The 19,821-nt window shown below is 69.9% G+C and carries 20 protein-coding genes; 8 read left to right on the plus strand and 12 right to left on the minus strand.

Translation table 11 applies throughout. From position 1 onward, the window contains the following. Positions 1-177: 177 nt before the first annotated feature. Positions 178-1,119, minus strand: a complete 942-nt coding sequence (locus F4561_RS18095; protein WP_184580580.1) for a PaaX family transcriptional regulator — start codon at positions 1,117-1,119, stop codon at positions 178-180. An 8-nt stretch (positions 1,120-1,127) separates the two neighbouring features. Then, on the minus strand, positions 1,128-2,336 hold the full coding sequence (locus F4561_RS18100) for a cytochrome P450 (RefSeq protein ID WP_184580581.1): 1,209 nt from the start codon (positions 2,334-2,336) through the stop codon (positions 1,128-1,130). 269 nt (positions 2,337-2,605) lie between these two features. Between F4561_RS18100 and F4561_RS18105 the strand changes: the two genes are divergently transcribed. The 7 genes from F4561_RS18105 to F4561_RS18135 are packed head-to-tail and all read left to right on the plus strand — an operon-like array spanning position 2,606 to position 10,420. Continuing rightward, positions 2,606-4,159, plus strand: a complete 1,554-nt coding sequence (locus F4561_RS18105; protein WP_184580582.1) for an ABC transporter substrate-binding protein — start codon at positions 2,606-2,608, stop codon at positions 4,157-4,159. Continuing rightward, positions 4,156-5,106 carry an ABC transporter permease gene (locus F4561_RS18110; protein WP_184580583.1) on the plus strand — a complete coding sequence of 317 codons (951 nt, stop codon included), beginning with the start codon at positions 4,156-4,158 and terminating at the stop codon, positions 5,104-5,106. Before F4561_RS18105 ends, F4561_RS18110 begins: the two co-directional genes overlap by 4 nt. Continuing rightward, a complete protein-coding gene (locus tag F4561_RS18115) occupies positions 5,103-5,978 on the plus strand; it encodes an ABC transporter permease (RefSeq protein ID WP_184580584.1) in 876 nt (291 codons plus the stop codon). The genes F4561_RS18110 and F4561_RS18115 overlap by 4 nt, the downstream gene beginning before the upstream one ends. After that, positions 5,975-6,952, plus strand: a complete 978-nt coding sequence (locus F4561_RS18120) for an ABC transporter ATP-binding protein (protein WP_184580585.1) — start codon at positions 5,975-5,977, stop codon at positions 6,950-6,952. Before F4561_RS18115 ends, F4561_RS18120 begins: the two co-directional genes overlap by 4 nt. After that, positions 6,952-7,908, plus strand: a complete 957-nt coding sequence (locus tag F4561_RS18125; protein WP_221445534.1) for an ABC transporter ATP-binding protein — start codon at positions 6,952-6,954, stop codon at positions 7,906-7,908. The genes F4561_RS18120 and F4561_RS18125 overlap by 1 nt, the downstream gene beginning before the upstream one ends. Further along, complete coding sequence (locus F4561_RS18130) at positions 7,905-9,317, plus strand: MmgE/PrpD family protein (RefSeq protein WP_184580588.1); 1,413 nt, start codon at positions 7,905-7,907, stop codon at positions 9,315-9,317. Before F4561_RS18125 ends, F4561_RS18130 begins: the two co-directional genes overlap by 4 nt. After that, the gene (locus F4561_RS18135; protein WP_184580590.1) at positions 9,314-10,420 is read left to right on the plus strand and encodes a CapA family protein; all 1,107 of its coding nucleotides are present in this window, start codon (positions 9,314-9,316) and stop codon (positions 10,418-10,420) included. Before F4561_RS18130 ends, F4561_RS18135 begins: the two co-directional genes overlap by 4 nt. Before the next feature lie 159 nt (positions 10,421-10,579). On the opposite strand, the gene F4561_RS18140 is transcribed toward F4561_RS18135, so the two are convergent. From F4561_RS18140 to F4561_RS18180, 9 genes are all read right to left on the minus strand, one after another. Beyond that, positions 10,580-11,398 carry an IclR family transcriptional regulator gene (locus tag F4561_RS18140; protein ID WP_184580592.1) on the minus strand — a complete coding sequence of 273 codons (819 nt, stop codon included), beginning with the start codon at positions 11,396-11,398 and terminating at the stop codon, positions 10,580-10,582. A 53-nt stretch (positions 11,399-11,451) separates the two neighbouring features. Beyond that, positions 11,452-12,420 carry a PDR/VanB family oxidoreductase gene (locus F4561_RS18145; protein WP_184580594.1) on the minus strand — a complete coding sequence of 323 codons (969 nt, stop codon included), beginning with the start codon at positions 12,418-12,420 and terminating at the stop codon, positions 11,452-11,454. 33 nt (positions 12,421-12,453) lie between these two features. Continuing rightward, positions 12,454-12,702: a hypothetical protein gene (locus tag F4561_RS18150; protein WP_184584266.1), complete on the minus strand. Its 249-nt coding sequence runs from the start codon at positions 12,700-12,702 to the stop codon at positions 12,454-12,456. Next, on the minus strand, positions 12,699-13,766 hold the full coding sequence (locus F4561_RS18155; protein WP_184580596.1) for a Rieske 2Fe-2S domain-containing protein: 1,068 nt from the start codon (positions 13,764-13,766) through the stop codon (positions 12,699-12,701). The genes F4561_RS18150 and F4561_RS18155 overlap by 4 nt, the downstream gene beginning before the upstream one ends. A gap of 315 nt (positions 13,767-14,081) precedes the next feature. After that, a complete protein-coding gene (locus F4561_RS18160; protein WP_246437225.1) occupies positions 14,082-14,681 on the minus strand; it encodes a class I SAM-dependent methyltransferase in 600 nt (199 codons plus the stop codon). A 324-nt stretch (positions 14,682-15,005) separates the two neighbouring features. Beyond that, on the minus strand, positions 15,006-15,548 hold the full coding sequence (locus F4561_RS18165) for a cupin domain-containing protein (protein WP_184580597.1): 543 nt from the start codon (positions 15,546-15,548) through the stop codon (positions 15,006-15,008). Between the two features lie 84 nt (positions 15,549-15,632). Then, complete coding sequence (locus F4561_RS18170; RefSeq protein ID WP_184580598.1) at positions 15,633-15,905, minus strand: hypothetical protein; 273 nt, start codon at positions 15,903-15,905, stop codon at positions 15,633-15,635. A 282-nt stretch (positions 15,906-16,187) separates the two neighbouring features. Next, complete coding sequence (sigJ, locus tag F4561_RS18175) at positions 16,188-17,066, minus strand: RNA polymerase sigma factor SigJ (protein WP_184580599.1); 879 nt, start codon at positions 17,064-17,066, stop codon at positions 16,188-16,190. 255 nt (positions 17,067-17,321) lie between these two features. Continuing rightward, positions 17,322-17,918: a TetR family transcriptional regulator gene (locus F4561_RS18180; protein WP_184580600.1), complete on the minus strand. Its 597-nt coding sequence runs from the start codon at positions 17,916-17,918 to the stop codon at positions 17,322-17,324. A gap of 94 nt (positions 17,919-18,012) precedes the next feature. Here F4561_RS18180 and F4561_RS18185 point away from each other — a divergent pair, with 94 nt between their 5' ends. Then, positions 18,013-18,945, plus strand: coding sequence for a zinc-binding dehydrogenase (locus F4561_RS18185; protein ID WP_184580601.1), 933 nt, complete (start codon positions 18,013-18,015; stop codon positions 18,943-18,945). Between the two features lie 39 nt (positions 18,946-18,984). Here F4561_RS18185 and F4561_RS18190 read toward each other — a convergent pair whose 3' ends face one another. Beyond that, positions 18,985-19,764, minus strand: coding sequence for a TetR/AcrR family transcriptional regulator (locus tag F4561_RS18190; RefSeq protein WP_184580602.1), 780 nt, complete (start codon positions 19,762-19,764; stop codon positions 18,985-18,987). Positions 19,765-19,821 lie beyond the last annotated feature (57 nt).

Consider the following 19,821-nt stretch of genomic DNA (forward strand, 5'->3'; position numbering starts at 1 on the left):
CGCGCTGTTGGTCGCGGGGACGCTCTGGGGCGGACGGGCACAGACCGTCCTCTTCACCGTCGCACTGGCTCTGTTGGCCGCCGTCCTGGCAAGCTTGGCCCTCTTCGAGACGGTGCGGTACGGCCCGCAGCGAGGAGCGATCCGCGGTGCGGGATGATGTCCTTGCGCATACGCGGCTCACGAAGTGAGCGACGCGACCCGTTCCATGATCGCGTCGAAGCCGTCGCGAATGGCGTAGTGGCGCGGCGGGGGCATGTCCGGATGCGCGTGCGGGGCGACCACCTGCGCGCAGCGGAACTCGGCCAAAGGGCCGAGCCGGTCGTACAGCTCGGCGAACACCTCGTAGGCGCGGCCGCGGGGCCAGTCGGCCGGGAGGACCTCCGAGGGCAGGCCGGGGTCGTGGCGGTACAGGCCCCGCCACTGGTCGGTCATGTACAGCCGCAAGACGAACGCCTCGGAAGGGCTCACCTGTCCTTGGCGCGCCCGGTCGACCACCGGCTGGTAGGTGGCGATGAAGTCCTCGTACTCGGCTCTGACCTCGGTCAACGGCCAGGTTTTCAGCGCGTTCAGCACTCCGCTGGTCACCGGGTGGACGACGGTTCCATGGACCACCATCGCGGAGACGTCCAACTCGGTCACGAGTTCGACGGCCGGGTCCTTCTGCGTCGAAGGGGCGATCCAGAGTGATTCCGTCAGCATGCCGAACCCGAGCGCACGCAACCGGGTACGCAGCGTTCTGCGCTGCGCCGCCTGCTCAGGAGGGGCGGTGATGGATACCAGAACCCAAGTGCCGTCCCACTCTGCTTCGTCCTCGTCGGAACTGCCGAAGGTCATCATCCTCGGCAGCCCCCGGACGCCGCTGACGACGACCGCTTCGGCCAGGTGATAGTGGCTCTCGCGGCCGCGCCGCACCCCGACCAGGACATTGCGCCGCACAAGGCGGTTGATCGCCACCCGCGCGCTGTTCGCCGTGATCCCGCACTCCTGCAACAGCGCCACGAGCGCCGCCGAAGGGATCGGCGCCGTCAAACCCACCCAGAAGTCGCCCATCATGCTGAGCAGCAGGTGTTGCGGGTTGGGCCCGGCCTGCCGACGAGGCAGGTCGACTTCGTCGCTCATCGTAGACCTCAGCACCCCGACCCGGTGACCCGCAACGGAACGGCCTGGGCGCCCACCTCGGGCATCCGGGTGGTCTCGACCGGGCCGTCGAGCTCAATGTACTCGGTCTGGGTGAGCAGTTGTTCCAGACCAATGCGCAGGCTGAGGCGGGCCAGGGACATTCCCACACACCGGTGCCGGCCGCGCCCGAAACCGAGGTGGCGCATGATGTTGGGCCGGTCCAGGACGAACTCGTCGGGGTCGGGGAACATCCTCTCGTCCCGGTTGGCCGAGGCGTAGACCAGGGTGACCGGCTCGCGCGGCGCGACCGTGCGGCCATGCACGGTCACCGGTTCGCTAACGGTACGGGCGAATCCCCGGTACGGGGTGTAGAGCCGGACGAACTCCTCGACCGCCGCCGGAAGCAGTGAGAGGTCGCGCCGCAGCCGCTCCTGCAGCTCCGGGTCGCGGGCGAGGTGCACGCAGATGCCGCCGAAGAGGATCGGCGGGGCCACCATGCCCACGACCAGGGACTGGCGGAGCGCGCCGACGACCAGGTCGTCCGGAATCGGGGTTCCATCGACCGTCTCGCTGAGCAGTGAGCTGGCCGGATCCTCTTCCGGGGGCCGCGGCCGCTCTTTGCGATCCGCGACCAGTGCGCGCGCGATGTCGTAGAGCCGCTCGCTCCTGGCTGTGACGACCTCGACGTCCTGGCGGCGCCACGCGTCCACCCATTCAGAGGCGTGCTCGGCGAGCCGCGGCACCTGCTCCTCGTCCAGGTTGAGCCATTCCGCGGCCGTATACGCGGGGTAGACGGTGCCGGCGGTGCGGCAGATGTCTCCGCCTTCGGCGACGTAGGCGGCCATCTCGCGGCGCGCGTGTTCGGTCAGCCGCGGCTCCAGGCGTTCCAGGCGGCCACGGTGCAGGGTGCGGTCCAAGGCCCGGCGGAACGGCGTGTGGTCGGGTGCGTCGAAGTTCAACGGAGGGCGCCGAATGCCGCGCGGATCGCTGGGCACCACGGCCTTCACCGAGGAGATGAACAGGTCGGAGTTCTTGGCGGCCCACTCCACATCGTCGAAGCGGGTCAGCGCCCAGAACCCGCCGTACTCCCCGGAGTGGGCGACCGGGCACTGCGTTCGCAGTTGACGATAGGTCTCGTGTGGGCTGTCAAAGGTCTCCGGGGCTCGCGCGTCGAAGTCGTCCGCGCGCCCTTCCCCGGCCTGGTCGCTTCCTGCCATACGAGGCTCTCCCCTCTCTCCCCAACCACCGTATCTCACATTATACGAGCAGTAAGCGACACATATATGTCACATGTCGTTCCGTTGACCCGTTGCTACCGCCACACCCATGACTGCCTGTTACGACGCACCCATCGTCGTTACCAGGACTTCTTAGTGCCGAGTCAAGAACGATCAACACTAATCTTGACGTCTAAGACATCTTAAGTGTTAAGTTCAACACGCGTTTTCCAGCGGTGGTCGCCGTTGACAAGATGGGATGGGACTCCATGCGCAGACGCGGAAGCCGAGCACTGGCCGCTCTCCTCGCGGCGTTGGCCCTCGCGGTGAGCGGGTGCACCGGCAACGCGGGCACCTCGGAGGGCCCGCCACCGGGCTCCGGCGGCGAGGCCCGGATCGTCCTCGGTGTCGACGCCGTTCGGGGGCTCGATCCGGCCCACCTCTTCAATCTCACCCCGTCCGGCGACGCCAACCGGATGGCGGCGATCTACGGCCTGCTCTTCTGGGTGGACTCCGCGACAGGCGAGGTGCACCCCCAGCTCGGAAAGTCACTGACCAGCAACGAAGCAGGAGACGAGTGGCTGATGACGCTGCGGGAAGATGTGGAGTTCACCGACGGCACCCCTCTGAACGCCGAGGCGGTGAAGTTCAACTACGACCGGATCAAGGATCCGGACACCGCCTCGCCACTGGCGGACATGCTGGACGGCGCCACTGTGAGCACAGACGGCGAGTACCGGGTGAAGCTGAGCCTGGACGAGCCGAATCTCGCGTTCGACACGATCATCGCGACAAGCCTGGCCTTCATCGCGTCACCGACCGCGATCCGGAACGACCCCGACTTCGCGAACAACCCCGTCGGCGCGGGACCGTTCAAGCTGGACGAGTGGATCCGCGACTACCGGATGACCCTCGTGCGCAACAAGGACTACTTCCGAACCGACCGGCCCTACCTGGACCAGGTCACCTACCTGACCCTGCGGGACCCCTTGCAACGCAGCAACATGGTGGCCACCGGACAGGCCGATGCCGCGGTGCCGGGATCGGAGCTGTCCTTCATCGACGTCGCCGAATCCGACGGGATGCGGGTCGCCTCGGCCGGCACGGGCGGGGGCGTGATGCTGATGCTCAACACCGCCCAGGCTCCCTTCGACGACCTCCGCGCGCGCCGCGCGATCCAACTGGCGATCAATACCGACGACATGGCCTCGGTGATCGATCCCGGGTCCAGCGCCCCGTCCAGCCTGTACGGGCCGGACTCGCGGTACTACACCGAGGGAACGCTGACCGCTGGCGACCGCGAACAGGCGGAGAACCTGTTCGACGAGCTCGCCGAGGAGGACGGGCCGGTCACGTTCACCGTCTCCGTACCCAGCAGCGGACTCTTCGTCCGCAGCGCGGAGTACCTGCAGAGCAGACTGGGCGAGTTCGACGGTGTGCGGGTCGAGATCGAGATCCTGGACAACGCCTCGCTGGACCAGAAGGTCTTCAGCGAGCGCGACTTCCAGCTCTCGGTACAGATCGTGCACGTCAGCAACCCCGAACCCAACCTGGCCAAGTTACTGGCCACCGATGGCCAGACCAACTACATGGGCTATTCCAACCCGGAAGTCGACCAGGCGCTGGAGGACGGCCGCACCGCAACGTCCGACGACGAGCGCCTGCGGGCATACAACACCGTCGAGGAACTCGTGGCCGAGGAGGTACCAGTGCTGCCGGTCCGACAGCAGATGCCCTACACCATCCACTCCCCCGACCTGGAAGGACTCGTCCTCCAGGGTGACGGATCGCTGCTCTACGACCGGCTGCAGGTGAGCCGATGACCCCGTTCCTGACCTCCCTCACGCGCCAGCTCGCCCACCTGGTGGCGGTGCTGCTACTGGTCACGATGGCAGGAACCGCGCTGATCAGCCTGATGCCCAGCGAGCCCGCGATCGCGATTCTCGGCCCCACCGCCACCGACGAGCAGATCGCCGAGTTCAACGCGGAGCACGGATATGACCAGCCGCTTCCGGTGCAGTACGTGCAATGGCTCGGCGGCGCGCTGACGGGCGACCTGGGCAATTCCATTCACAGTGGAGAACCGGTCGTGGACACCCTGCTTGACCGGCTTCCGGTGACCCTGCAGCTGACCGTGCTCGCGCTGCTGCTGTCGCTGGCCGTGGCGGTTCCCCTGGCGTTCGCGGCGGCATCGCGCGAGAACACCGTGCTCGATCGTGTGCTGTCGCGGACTGCCTCGGGCGTGCTGTCCATTCCGATCTTCGTGCTCGGGGTCCTGCTGGTCTACGTCTTCGCGGTCACGAGCGGCCTCTTCCCGGTGGCGGGGTGGGCCCCAATGTCCGCGGGACTGGGCGAGAACCTGCGCTACGTCGCGCTGCCCGTCCTGGCACTGGCCCTGGCCGAGTTCCCCGCCTTCTACCGGCTGCTGCGCAGCGACGTCATCAGCACCCTGAACACCGATTTCATCCGCACCGCGACGGTGCGGGGCCTGCCGCGTTGGTACATCATGCTGCGGCACGTGCTGCGGCCCTCCTCGCTGCCGCTGATCACCGTGGCCGCGGTGACCTTCGGGCGGCTGCTGGCCGGGTCGGTGGTGGTGGAGAGCCTGTTCGGCCTGCCGGGGCTGGGCAACCTCGCCCTGCAGTCGGTCCCGTCCCAGGACATCCCGATGATCCAGGGCATCGTGGTGCTCGTCGCGATCACCTACGTCCTCATCAACACCGCGGTTGACAGGTCCTACTCGATACTCGACCCAAGGATGCGCGCATGACCGCAGTCGCCGAGGTCCCGGCCGCCCCGGAAACCGAGCGGTCGCGGCCGTCACCCCGCCCCCACCGAGGCCGCCTCGCCTACCGGCTGGCCCTGGGCTGGATCGTCCTGCTGGCGGTGCTCGCCGCCACGGCCGGTCTGATCGCACCGTTCGACCCGACCGCTCCTGCCGGGCCGGCCCGCCTGGCCCCCTTCAGCGACGCCGGTCATCTGCTCGGCACCGACAGCATCGGCCGGGACGTCCTGTCGCGGTTGCTGTACGGAATCCGGATCTCGGTCGCGGTCGGGGTGGGTGCCACCCTGATCGCCGTGACCGCCGGGGTCCTTGTCGGGCTGCTCGCGGCCTACTACCGCGGATGGGTGGCAGCCGCGGTCAACGTGGGGACCGACACCGTGCTGTCCTTTCCACCGCTACTGGTGCTGCTCGCGCTGGCGGCCGTGCTGAACCCCGGTGTTCCGGCCCTGATCCTGAGTCTGGGGCTGCTGTTCACACCGCCGTTCGCCCGGCTGACCCGATCGGCCGCACTGTCCCAGATGGAGCTGGACTACATCGCCGCGGCCCGGTCGCTGGGTGCCGGGGCCGGCCGGATCATCTTCTTCGAACTGCTGCCCAACAGCATCCGGCCGGTGATCTCCTACTCGGTGGTTGTCGTGGCCCTGGTCATCGTCATCGAGGGATCGCTGAGCTTCCTCGGCGTCGGGATCCCGCCGCCGGCCCCGAGCTGGGGCTCCATGATCGCCTCGGCGAAGGACCACATCGCTCTCGCGCCCTATCTCATGGCGCCTCCCGCGCTCATGCTCGTCCTCACGGTGCTGGCCTTCAACACGGCCGGTGACCACCTGCGCAACCGCTTCTCCGGGAGTGCCCAATGACCACCGATGCCCTGCTGGACGTGCGCGACGCGCGCTGCGTCATCCCGACCCCGAAAGGCGACATCGTCGCGCTCGGCGGTGTCGACCTGCCCCTCGCCGGCGGTGAGGTACTCGGGCTGGTGGGCGAGTCCGGTTCGGGCAAGTCCACGCTGGCGAAGTTCGTGATCGGCGCCCCGCCCCCAGGGGCCCGGACCTCGGGCCGAACCACGGTGAAGGGGGTGGACCTGGCCGAGCAGAGCCCGGAGCGGGCTCGCGAGCTGCGCGGGCGGCACATCGGCACGGTTTTCCAGGACCCGATGATGGCACTCAACCCGGTGGTGCCGATCGGCCGCCAGATCAGTGAGGCGCCGCGGTTCCTACTGGGGATGTCCGCCCGGGAACGCCGTGACCTCGCCGTCGAACTGCTGACGCTGGTCGGGATCCCCGAGCCGGAGCGCAGGCTCAAACACTATCCGCACCAGTTCTCCGGCGGTATGCGGCAACGCGTCACCATCGCCATGGCCCTGGCCTGCTCACCCGACATTCTGATCGCCGACGAGGCGACCACGGCGCTCGATGTGACGGTGCAGCGGCAGATCCTGGACCTGCTGGCTGACCTGGTCGAGCAACGTTCCCTGGCGATGGTGCTGGTCAGCCACGACCTTTCGGTAATCGCGGGGCGGACGCACACCACCGCGGTGATGTACGCGGGCCGCATCGTGGAGTACGGACCGACCGCGCGGGTCTTCGCCGCGCCGCGGCACCCCTACACGCGGGCGTTGCTGGAGGCCATCCCCCGACTGGACGCCGATGAGCGCTCCAGGATGGTGGCCATCCCCAGGGCTCCGCCCGATCTTGCCGCGCTCGACCAGGGGTGCTCGTTCGCACCCCGCTGCGCACTCGCCACCGATGCTTGCCGGGACGCGTTCCCCGAACCACGCGGCGGCGACACCCACTGGGCACGTTGTATCCACACCGGTGAACAGGCGGAATGATGGCACTTCTCGAAGTCGACAACCTGGCCAAGCAGTTCAAGGTCGCCGGTGGCGTGGTCAACGCGGTCCGCGACGTGTCGTTCACCGTGGACGAGGGGCAGACGCTGTCCCTGGTCGGCGAGTCCGGATGCGGCAAGTCCACCACCGGGCGTGCGCTGCTGGGCATCCCGGACCCGGATTCCGGCTCGATCCGGCTCGACGGCGTTGACCTGACATCCGCACCCCCGCGCGACGCCGCCGAAGCGCGCCGCAAGGCCCAGATGATCTTCCAGGACGCGCGGTCCTCCCTCAATCCCCGGCGCCGGGTCAAGGAGCTGGTGGCCGAAGGGCTGGTGATCTCGGGGGTGTCCCGCGAAGCGGCCCGGCAACGGGTCGACGAGGTGCTGCGCGCGGTGGGGCTCGACCCGGCGCAGGTCGCCGACCGGCGAGCCGCGGAGTTCTCCGGTGGGCAGTGCCAGCGGATCGCGATCGCCCGCGCCATGGTGATGCGGCCGAGCATCCTGGTGTGCGACGAGCCGGTGGCGTCGCTGGATGTCTCGGTACAGGCCCAGGTCGTGCACCTGCTGGAGGACATGCGGCGGGAGTACGGACTGGCGCTGGTGTTCATCTCCCACGATCTGGCCGTCGTGCGCTCCATCAGCGACCGGGTCGCCGTTATGTACCTGGGGCGCGTCGTGGAGATCGGGGAGGTCGGCCGGATCTTCTCCAGTCCGGGGCACCCCTACACCCGGGCGCTCCTGGACTCGATTCCCATGCCGGACCCCCGCCAACCGTCCCGAGGTGCGGCGCTGGGCGGCGAACTTCCCTCGCCGATGAACCCGCCGAGCGGCTGCGCGTTCCGGACCCGGTGCCCGATGGCGCGGCAGCGATGCGCCGATGAGACGCCCCAGCTGCGGACACTCGGGGACGGTCAGCAGGTGGCCTGCCACTTCGCCCTCGAAGGTCCGGAGTCATGACCGGCCTCACCACGCGGCTGGCTCGATGGGTGGCCTCCGCCCGGTTCGACGACCTGCCGGGGGATGTAGTCGACCGCACCGAGCGTCACCTGCTGGACGCGCTGGCTGCCGCGGTTGTCGGGCATGATCGGCCCTGGACCCGCCGGGTCCGCGCCTATGCGGCCGCTGAGTCGCCTTCTGGGCGCAGCATCGCCGTGCCGACCGGGCCAGAGTTGCGGCCCGAGTGGGCGGCCCTGGTCAACGGCACGGCGATGCACGGGTTCGAGATCGACGACTACGCACTTCCCGGCCTGTCCCACCCGAGCTGTGCCGTCGTCCCCGCCGCCTTGGCTCTGGCGCAGGAGACCGGTTGCGACGGACGCCGCCTGCTGACCGCACTGGCCGTCGGCTACGAGATCACGGTCCGGTTCGGCCGGGCCACCACGCCTTCGTTGACCTCCGACCGGGGCTTCCACGTCACCAGCGCGCTGGGCGTCTTCGGCGCCGCGGCCACCGCGGCCGCCCTGTGCGGCCTCGGCGAGGAGAACACGCACGCGGCCTTCGGTATCGCGGCGTCCCTGGCCGGCGGCACGGCGGAGTTCACCCGAACGGGCGGGGACGTCAAGCGGCTGCACGGCGGGTTCGCCGCGTCGGCGGGGGTGCGTGCGGCCGCTCTCGCCCGGGCCGGACTCACCGGCCCCACCGCCGCCGTCGAGGGGGAACGCGGATTCCTGGCCGCCTTCGTCGAGAACGCCAGACCGGGGCAGCTCACCGACGGGCTGGGCCGGGACTGGGCGAGCGTTGACCTCGGCATCAAGCCGTTGTGCGTGTGCGCCGGCCTGCAGGCGCCGCTCGCCGCGCTCGACGAGCTGATCGAGCGGGAGGACATCGGCCGGCAGGAGATCCACGAGGTCCGCGTCGGCCTCGACGAACCGACACTGGCACACGTCGGCCGGTTGGGTCCCCGCCCGGCCGATCTCACGGAGGCCCAGCTCAGCCTGCACCATGCGGTGGCCACCCGATTGGTGCTGGGCGGCAATGATCCCGCGCACTACCGCGCGTTCGAAGAGGGCCGGGAGCCGCCCGAGGTGGCGGAGGTGGGGCGGCGCGTCGCCGGCCATCTCGACCCCCGGTCCGACGAAGTGTTCCCGGAGCGAGTGCTGGCCACGGTGACCCTGCGCCTCGCGAACGGACGTGAGTTGTCCGCCCGCAGCGAGGCGCCCGGCTCGCCTCGGCGACCGCTCGGCGCCGGTGAGGTCAGGGCGAAGTTCGGTCGCCTGGTCGCCCCGGTACTGGGTGAGGGCGCGACAGACCGGGTGGCGGAGCGGGTCGCCGCGTTGCGTACGGACAGCGACGCCGATGCCGTGCTCGCCCCGATGTGGAAGACCGTTGCGACGCCAGTCCGGCAGACGGGAGAACCAGGACAGTGATCACCCTATCCGCGGTGGGAGACGTCGGCCCGGAACGGGAGGACGTCGATTCCCTGTTCGCGAACGTGGCCTCCGAGATCCGCTCGGCGGACCTCGCGTTCATGCAACTGGAGATGACGCTCACCACGCGCGGACAACGTGTTCCGCAGGTCAGGCACACCTCGAAGGCGGACCCGCGAGCGGCCTCAGCCTTCCGACGCGCGGGGTTCGATCTGGTCTCCTGGGCCAGCAACCATGCGCTGGACTGGGGTTTCGAGGGGTTCCGCGACACGATCGAGGCGCTGGAGGCGGCAGAACTGACCCCGCTCGGGGTCGGAGAGGACGTGGAAAAAGCGCGTCGACCACGGATCACCGAGGTCGATGGCGTTCGGGTGGCGGTGCTGGCCTGTTGCAGCATCCTGCCGGAGGCCTACTGGGCCACCGAAAACCGGCCGGGAGTTGTGCCGCTGCGTGCCTTCACCGTCTTCGAGCCGCTGGAGCCGGACCAGCCGGGCACCCCGCACCGGATGCGGACCTTCCCGCACCCCGGCGACCTGGCGGCCTTGGTGACCGACATCCGCGCCGCTCGGGAGCTCGCGGACGTGGTCGTGGTCTCCGCTCATTGGGGGATCCATTTCACCCACGCGGAGATCGCGGACTACCAGCGTGCCGTCGCGCACGCCGCCGTCGACGCGGGTGCGGACCTGATCATCGGGCACCACGCGCACATCCTCAAGGGCATCGAGGTGTACCGCGGCAAAGCGATCTTCTACAGCCTGGGCAATTTCGCCATCGAACTCCCGATGGACGCCGAACACGCCGCCCGGCCGTCGTTTCGCCACCTGCTGTCCCTGCATCCCGGCTGGGAACCCGACATCGGCGGCATTTACAACTTTCCCCCCGATTCCCGCAAGTCGATGGTGCTGCGGTGCGAGATGGACCGCTCCGGTGTGCACCGGGTCGGTTTCCGCCCTGTCCACATCGACCGGATGGCGGTTCCGGAGTTGCTGGAACCGGGCGATCCCCGGTTCGCCGAGGTGGTCGAGTACGTCACGCGGGTCAGCGACGAGCAAGGGCTTCCGGTACGGCTCGCGGTCGAGGGCGGCCTCGTCACGGTCACCTGACCATGGCGCCGCCACGCCGCCGGTGCGCTGGCTGAACCGGAGGCAGCGAGCCGGCGTAGGCCAGCCGGGGCCCAGCGGCGCTGTGGGGCAGCGGAGCCGAGCCGGTTCACCACAGAGACACACCGCGCGGAAGAAGCCGAGCGCGGCGCCGCTTCCTGATCACGCAGGGGAGGCTGCCCGCGAAACGTGGTGCGCGCGGGGACTGCACAGCGACCGGGATATCCCCCGCCCGGCCGCCTGAACCAACGGAGCCAGCGCGGCCGGGCGCGCGTCCCCCAGACGCACCACCAGAGACACGGCGGCGACCACGTCGCCCCGCCTGCCAACGACCGGAGCGGCCACCGACAGCGCGTCCGTGGTCACCTGGCCCTCGCTGGAGGCGTAGCCGGCCCGCCGCACATGGGCGAGATGGCGCCGCAGTACCACGGGGTCGGTGACGGTCCGCGAGGTGTAGGAGCGCAGCGGGCGGGCCAGCACCTCCTCCTGTACCTCCGCAGGGGCGTGGGCGAGCAGGACCATGCCCACCCCGGTGGCGTGCAGGTCGAACCGGCCGCCCACGCGGGTGAGCACGGGAATGGCGTGGCGGCCCGCGATGCGCTCCACGAAGACCAGCTCGGTGCCCTCCCTGACCGCGAGCTGCACGTTCTCCCGGGTCACCTCGTAGAGGTCCTCCAGGAACGGCATCGCGACCTCGCGCAGCCCCAGGCCACGCGGAGCGAGCGAGGCAACCTCCCACAGGCGCAGCCCGATCCGGTACCGCCCCTCAGCCCCGCGTTCGAGGGCGCCCCACTCCACGAGCTCGGCGGCCCGCCGGTGCGCCGTGGGCACGGACAGCCCGGCTCGCCGGGCCATTTCAGTGAGCGTCAGCTCCGCTCCGGACGGGGTGAAAGCCCCCAACATGGCGAGAACCTTGCTGGTGACGGTCGTGCCGCCACCACCCTCTCCGCCGCTGTCGCGCCCCGCTCCCTTGTGTCCCATATCACAAATGCTATCGGGCGGATGCCCGTGGCACCGCTCGCCCCGACCAGGGCTCAGAGATCGAGTACCAGCCGCGGTGTACACGACCGCGAGACGCAGATCATCATCACCTCGCCCGAGGCACGCTCCTCCTCGGTGAGCAGCGCGTCCCGGTGCAGGGGAACCCCTTCGAGAACACCGGTCTCACAGGTACCGCAGGTCCCCTCACGGCAGGAGAAGAGCACAGGGACCCCGGCATCCTCGACGGCTTCCAGGACGGAACGGTCCTCGGGCACGTGGACGGTCGCCCCCGTACCGGCCAGTTCCACCTCGAAGGAGCCTTGCGGCCCGTCGTCCCCCGGTGCCGCGGTGAAACGTTCGACGTGCAGTGTCCCCGCCGGCCAGGTCGCACTGCGCTCCTCGACCGCTCGGAGAAGCGGTTCCGGGCCGCAGCAGTACACGCGGGTCCGCGTGTCGGGCCGGGGCAGCAGGGCGTCCAGGTCCAGCACGCCGTTCTCGTCTTCGGGGACGATGCTGACCCGGTCACCGTGGGCCGCGGTCAGCTCCTCGTGGAAGGCCATGCTGGACCGGGTCCGCCCTCCGTAGACCAGGCGCCAGTCCGCCCCGCTCGCCGCCGCGGCGGCGACCATGGGCACCAGCGGGGTGATGCCGATACCCCCCGCCACGAACACGTATCGACTGGCCGGCAGGAACCGGAACGTGTTGCGCGGCCCGCGCAACCGCACCCGGTCCCCCTCGGCGAGTTCGCCGTGCACGCGCCGCGATCCGCCGCGGCCGTCGGGCACGTCCAACACCGCCACGGTCAGCGCGGTGCGGTCCGCGGGGTCACCGCACAGTGAGTACTGCCGCACCAGATCCTGGCCGAGCACCAGGTCGACGTGTGCGCCCGGTTCCCAGGCGGGGAAGGCTCCACCGTCGGGTCGGGTGAAGGTCAGCCGCACCACACCGTCGGCGGCGATCTCCCTGCGGTGCAGCAGAACCTCCAGTCCGGGTTCCGGATGGAGATCAGTGGTCACGGTCATCGTCACAGCTCCTGTTCGGGGGTCGCGGCGCGGTCAGCCGAGGGCGGGGGCCGGCTTACGCGGCACCGCCGGCTCCTCGTCGCCGGGAGAGGCCCCCGGTCCGGTGCCGCCGCCGTGGCCGTCCGGATGGGCCAACACCCACGCCCACAGCTCGACGGGGTCCTCGAAGAGGCGTTCGGCCCCGCAGTGGCACACGGCCCGCAGCAGGTCGGTGCCGAGGACCCAGTGGACGCGGACAACCCCGTCACCGCGCAACATGGACTGGTTGCCACCCGGAGTCATGAACGCACCGCCCGGGCCTGTGCCGCGGCCGCACCGCGGCCCTCCTCGGCCATCTGCCGGAGCATCCGCCGGGCGGCGAGCCCGCCGGTGTCGATGTTCACCGACAACTCCTGGTACTCGTCGGCCTCCTGGGCGACGACCTTCTCCAGCAGGTCGAGCGCGACCACGTCCTGCATGACCACGGTGTGGTTGTTCTCCCGGAGGAACTCGGTCACCTCCTCGTCGCCGAGAGCGAAGTCGCGGGCCACCGCCCAGAAATCGTGGGTGGTGTTCTCGGTTTCGGGGGTGATGGCGTAGACAACCTCGACGTGGAAGGCGTCCGGGTCGGTCCCGTCGTCATTGGGCAGCACCCCGACCGGGGCGATGCGGCTGTGCAGCAGGTAGAGGCACGGAGGGGTGTACTCGATGTCCTGCCAGCGGGTGATGCGTCCCTCGATACCGGTGGAGCGGGAGTAGAACCGCGGGCAGGCCGCGTCGGCCATGTGGCGGCTGACGTAGACGACCCGGTTCTCCTCGTCTACCTCGGTGGTGATGGGGGTCTCGGCGACCTCGGGGGTGCCGATGTAGCCGCCGTGCAGGTAGGTCTCGTGGGACAGGTCCAGCAGGTTGTCCACGAGCAGGTCGTAGCGGGCCGCGAGCGGTTCCATCCCCCGCACGACGGTGTACCGCTCGTCGTCGAGCCACGGCGCCCTGGGGATGGGGGTGCTGTCGGCCCGCTCGCGCTCCCCGATCCACACCCAGACGAAGGAATCCTGCTCGACCACGCGGTAGGCGGGGACGCGAGCGGTGCGGGGCACCCGGTTCTGTCCCGGAACGGACACGCACGTGCCGCTGGTGTCGTAGGTGAACCCGTGGTACCCGCAGACAACGTGGTCGCCCTCCAGCCGGCTCTGTGACAGAGGGAAGCGCCGGTGGACGCAACGGTCGGCGAGAGCGACGACCTCGCCGTTCTCGGTCCGGTAGAACACGATGGGTTCTCCGAGGATCGTGCGGCCGAGCAGCTCGCGTCCGACCTCGGACCCGTACGCGGCGACGTACCACTGGTTGCGGACGAACTCCGTCATGGGATCGGCCCCTTCGTCGAATGTCGGTCGAGTGGCGTGGAACACCATGCTCGGGCTCGGCACCGATCCCACGCAGGGCCGATTTCACTGATTGAAAGCTTTTCCCGATCGACACGGGCGGCGGAACACTTCGGCTGGCTCCGGTGGTGTAGCTGGGCACACCACTCACCGGGTACAGCGCCGCACTGGCCCGACGTGGGTGCCGGCTTCGTGCCGACGGCCCCGGCCGGGGCCGAAGTGCTGCTGACCGCGCTGGTCGGCACCAACTTCCCGATGGCCGGGGCACGTACTCGCAGACGTTTCCCCTACCCCGCATCACTCAGCGGTGCGGCGGAACCGGTACCACTTCGGCGAGGTCCGGTTCATCGGCCACCCCAGGCCGGCGGTTTCGGCATCCTCGACCGCGCGCAGCTCCCACTCCGGGAACGCGGCTTCGACCTCCGCCCGCGAAACGCCCTCGACAAGCCGCCGATACCGCGACGGCCCGAAGGCGAGCACCAGCAGGGTCGCTCCCCGCGCGGCGAGCGCCGTCACACCCCGCCCCTCCGCGGCCCGCTGATCCGCGTCGAGGCCCTGGAAGCAGCCGATGTCGAGGAACAGCTCGAACGTGCCCAGGGTGGCCGACTCCAGGTCGGTCGCGTCACCGACGACGTAGGTGACCTCCGCCGGCCCCTTGCGCCGGGCGGCCTCGACCGCCGCCGGCACGAGGTCGACGCCCACCGCCTCCCACCCGCGCCGGGCCAGCTCAGGGGTGAACTGCCCGCGTCCGCACCCGATGTCCAACGCCCGCCCGTTGCCGGGGGAACGCTCGTCCGCCTCGCGGTCGAGCAGGGTGCCGAGCTGGGCCCCACCCGCGGCACCGTAGCGCTCCCACGGAGTGATACCGAGACGGTACATCCACGCGTAATTCGTCATGATCCCAACTTTCTTCGTAGTCTCCAGGAAAATGGGTCCGTCAGTGCGAGCCGGCCCCCGCCTTCCGCCCTTCCTGCACCGACCCGACCAGCATGAACAGCAGCCAGGCGCGGCTAGTGGGACCGGCGGAAACCTCACCCGCCAGCTCTCGATCGCTTCGACTTTCGCCGCGGGGAAAGACGGGACTTACCCGGGGAATCCCGGTTTTCCGGCCCGCGGACCACCCCCGCCATCCGCCTCGGACGTATCACGGTCCCGCCGGCCTTCGGCCAGGGGGGGGGAGGCCTCGTGGCAGGTCGCATGAGGTCGTCGGAATTCGGCGCTTCACCCAGAGGTGTCGGGGCCGCCGGTGCGCGACGGACCTTCGGCTCCGCTCCGGGGCGCGCGGAACTCCTCCCAGGTGGCGCTGGACAGGAAGTGGTTGTCGAAGCGTTCCTGGGATTCCCGCAGCTCGGCAGGGTCGGCCTCGCCGCGCGCGATCCGCTCGGCGAGACGGAAGTAGTCGAAGCGCACCACACCGGGCATCAGAAACAGCAGGTCCACCCCGGTGCTCTGGGCCGCGGCGAAGGCGTGTGTGGTGTGGGCGGGCACCACGAGGTAGTCACCCGCGGCCACGGTGACCACCTGCTCGCCCAGCAGCACGTGTAGCCCTCCGTCGAGGACATAGAACATTTCCGCCGCTGCGCGGTGGTAGTGCGGCTTGGCGCCCTCCATGCCGGAGGCCAGCCTGGTGCGGCTCACGCTCAGCGAGCCGGGGGTGTCGCCGTCAGCGATCAGCCGCATGGACGCCGGTCCCAGGCCCAGCTCCTCGGCTTCGTCCGCGCGCACCAGCAGCGGGGTGGAACCGTGGGAGGCGATCTCGGTCATAGTTGTGCGTTCCCTTCGTGTGACTGGATACGTGGCGGTCCGTCCGCGCGGCGCCGCGACCGCACGGCGCCGTACGGGCAGGGGTCAGAGGAGGGTCAGGACTCCGGAACGGCGCATGCCGAGGACCGTGCCGCGTACGACCGTTTCCTTGTAGCGGGCAGCGGCGCGCCCGGTGAGTGCCGTCGGGCGGGGGGAACCGCCGGCGTGCACGAACCGGATGAGTCCGTCGCGCCGGCCCGGGCCGAGACACCGAGTGAAGTAACGGAACCGCATTGGCGGGGGCGTGCGGCCGGCCCGGCGGCCGGCGATCGTCCGTACCGCCCGCGCCGCCGAAGGGATCGCGGTGGCGCGGGCCATGCGCAGTTCGGTGCCGGAGTCGGGTCGATCCCGGTTCCGGCGACCAGCTCGGCGAGTGACCAGCGGGTTAGCTGCTGTCCGCTGGCAAGTTGGTGCGGCCGTACCCGTTCCGCGAACCGGCCGGTGGCGTTGACCGGGCTGACCCGAGTGCCGTTCCTGGCGGCCAGCCCGGAGCAGCCGGCACCCGGGACCACGAGGTGCTGTGCCATCGGTCTCTCCTTTCGTCACCCCGTTGAACCGGGCACGAAGGCGATCCGTGACACACGACGAATGTGGCCTGAATCACTGCAGTTGTGTCGTGACGAAGGCGAGCTTGTCAGGGTTGGTGAGGGTGCGGATCGCGACGATGCGGCCCTCGACGACTTCGGGCACCACGACGAGAGCGAGTACGCCGTTCTCTGCGCCGAGCAACGCGGGAGCGCCGTTGACCCACCGCACGGTGAACCGGGCCCGGCGGGCACGCGGGTGGCTGTGCAGGGCGATCTGCACGCGCGTGACCTGTACGCGCCCGGTGAGCGGTCCCGCGATCGCCGGAGCCCTGCCGCCACCGTCGGACCACGCCACCACGTCCTCCGCCAGCAGAGCCTCCAGCTCGGCCACATCACCGTCGGTGGCGGCGGCGAGGAAACGCTCGACGATCCTGCGGGAGTGCTCGGGCTCGGCGTCGAAGCGTCGACGTTGGGTGCCGACATGCTCCCGCGCGCGGCGGTACACCTGGCGGGCGTGGGGTTCCTCGACGTCCAGGATCTCGGCGATCTCGCGGTGGCCATAGCCGAAGGCCTCACGTAGCACGAAGGCCGCGCGTTCGGGCGGGGTGAGCCGCTCCAGCAGCAGCAACATCCCCAGCGAGACGGATTCGCGCTGCTCCACCGACTCCAGCGGCCCGAGCCGGTCGCCCTCGGTGAGTACGGGTTCGGGCAGCCAGGTGCCCACGTACCGCTCCCGGCGGGCACGCGCCGAACCCAGGCGGTTCAGACACAGGTTGGTGACCACCCGCGTCAACCACGCTTCGGCTACGTGCACCTCGTGGCTGTTGGACCAGCGCAGGTAGGCGTCCTGCAGCACGTCCTCGGCCTCGGACGCCTCGCCGAGCAGACGGTAGGCCAGCGAGAACAGGCGGGAACGGTTGGCCTCGAAGCGCTCCAGGTGTGTCCGGGTCACTCGCTCAGCATCCCACGCACCTCCGGGACCGGCCCAGGTGAGGGCGCAAGACGCGGGCAGGGCCAGCCGCCCCGGAGCCTTTGGGGCCGGTTCGAGTCGCCCTTCGGACACGAGCCGTTTCCCCCACTCGGCGATGACCTCCCGTGCGGGCTGGCCACGCGTCCTGACCGCAGCCGGAGGAAGCGGTGCTCGAGACCGGTCGTACCGACTGTCTGCGCACGCCTCGGGCCGCCACTCATCTCGCGAAGGCGCGAGCTAGACCTCCACGCGCAGGCTGCGGTGCATGGCGGCGAAGGAGCGCCGCACGCACTGCGGCAGTTCGCCGGGGACGCATTCGGGTAGCCACTCCTCCAGTGCGCAACGCCAGGCGGCCACGAAGAACTCGATGAGTAGCCGCACCTCAAGGCTGTCCGGCACGCCGAGCCGGCGCGTGACCTCGGCCTCGATCTCGGCACAGTGCCGCAGGGAGTGACCGTTCAGCGATGGTGACTGCTCGATCAGTTTCAGGGTGGCCGAGAAGCGCGGGTACCAGTCCCCGTCCATGCGGTCGAGGGTGGCCAGCATCGCGTCGCGGAAGACGTCGACCAGTTGCCCGGACTTCTCCGTCTCGTCCAGGACCAGCAGGAAGGTACTCCAGAGCTGTTTGACGGCCGTGAGTGCCACGTCCTCCTTGGAGCGGTAGTTGCGGAAGAAGGTCCGCCTCGACACCTCCACCCTCTCAAGGAGCGCATCGAGCGGCGTGTTGTCGAAGCCGCGCTCAGTGAACAGCGAGACGGCGTTTTCGGCCAGAGCCTGGCGGGTGCGCAGCTTCTTGCGCTCGCGCAGTGAGGCGGGCGGATCGGCGGTCGTCATCCACACCAGCCTAATGGATATGCCTCCATCGAGCATGTGCTTCAATAGAGCAAATGCCACACCGTGGCATATTTATCCGAAGGAGACAGATACTGTGCACGCACTCGTGGTGGACCACAGCACGCCGACGCACCTCGCGCTGGCCGAGGTGCCCGACCCGACACCCGCACCGGGCGAGGCGCTGGTGCGGGTCGAGGCAGTCTCGCTGAACTACGGCGAGGTCAAGGGCGCTACCAGCCCGCAGACGCCGGACGGCACCATGATCGGGTGGGACGCGGCGGGCGTGGTGCTCAAGGCGGCGGGCGACGGCTCGGGGCCGGCCGAGGGAACCCGGGTCGTCACCCTGGGCGAGACCGGCTGGGCCCAACTGCGTGCGGTGCCGACCGCCCTGCTCGGCGTGGCGCCCCAGGATGCCGACCCCGGTGTCGTCAGCACCGTTCCGGTCGCCGGGCTGAGCGCGCTGCACGTGTTGCGCGGCATGGGCCCGCTGCTCGGCCGCCGGGTGATGATCACCGGCGCCTCCGGCGGAGTCGGCCGCTACGCAGTGCAGCTCGCCGCTCGGGCAGGAGCCTACGTGGTGGCGATCAGCCGGAACCCCGCCCAGGCAGACGGTCTACGAGCGCTGGGCGCGGACGAGGTCCGCACCGATCCGACCGCCGTGGAACGGCCTGTATCGGCTGTGCTGGACAACGTCGGAGGTCAGCAGCTCGTGGACGCCTTCGGTGCCTTGGCGGCCGGTGGTGTGGTGGTGAGCGTGGGCCGCTCCTCCGAGGCCGATGCGGTCTTCCCGCCCGAGACCCTGCTGGGCAACGAGGGACGACACGACAGATCCATCCGCACGTTCTTCCTGTTCGCCGACCCGGCCACGGATTTCTCCGCCGACCTGACCTGGCTGGCCGCCGAGGTCGCCGCGGGCCGCCTCGACCCGGGAATCAGCTGGCGCGGCCCGTGGACCCGCCGCGAGGAGGCGATACGGGCGCTGCTCGGCCGCCGCCTGCACGGCAAGGCGGTGCTGGACCTCGACTGACCCGACAGGGGAGATCATCGCGGCGCAGTGCGGCGGGGCCTAGGGTGCGGCCGCCCTGTCCTTGACGAGTGCTTCGACGCCCTGCAGCAGGCGGTCGAGTCCGAAGGTGTAGGCGTGCTCAGGGTTGTGGGCCGCCTGGTGCTCCTCTCCGGCGGCCTGGCCGACGCGCGCCGCGACGGGGAACCGCGAGGGATCGAACACCTCCCCCAGGGCGGGCTGGACCGCCTCCCACCACTGCAGGTCGCTGATGCCGGAGCGGCGGACGGCCCTGTCTGCGTCGATCCTGCGGCGGGCGACACCTTCGACGTGATTATGGACGAGGGTGATGACCGCGTCCATCTCGACGTCGGTGAGGCCGATGCCGTCGATGACGCTCAGCTCGCGTTCGTACTTGGTGAGGGCGTAGGGCCCCAGCGGCGGGCGGCCGGTGAACACTTGCAGCACCCACGGGTGGCGCATGTACAAGTCCCAGTTCACCTCCGCGACTCCGCGCAGGCCGGCGAGCCAGTCGGCGGCCTCCTGCGCCCCGAGCTGCCGGGCCGCCTCGTCGCAGACCGTGTCGAGCATGGTCTCCACAAGCTCGTCGCGGGATGCGACGTAGGTGTAGAGCGACATCGTACCGACACCCAGGGACTCGGCCACGCGGCGCATGGACAGGCCCGCGAGGTCCTGGTCGGTGTCCGCGATCTCGATGGCCGCGGTGATCACCTGCGCGGTAGTCAGCGTGTGTTTGGGCCCCCGCTGCGGGAGTTGCCGGGTGCCCCACAGGATCGCGATCGTGCGCGCCGGGTCGCTGCTGCCGCTGATTTCCGTCGCCATGGTCTCAGCATAGCGGACTCACTTGGTACGCCATACGTAGTCCCGTGCTATTGTTCT

The sequence above is a fragment of the Lipingzhangella halophila genome (genome assembly GCF_014203805.1).
Taxonomy (GTDB): domain Bacteria; phylum Actinomycetota; class Actinomycetes; order Streptosporangiales; family Streptosporangiaceae; genus Lipingzhangella; species Lipingzhangella halophila.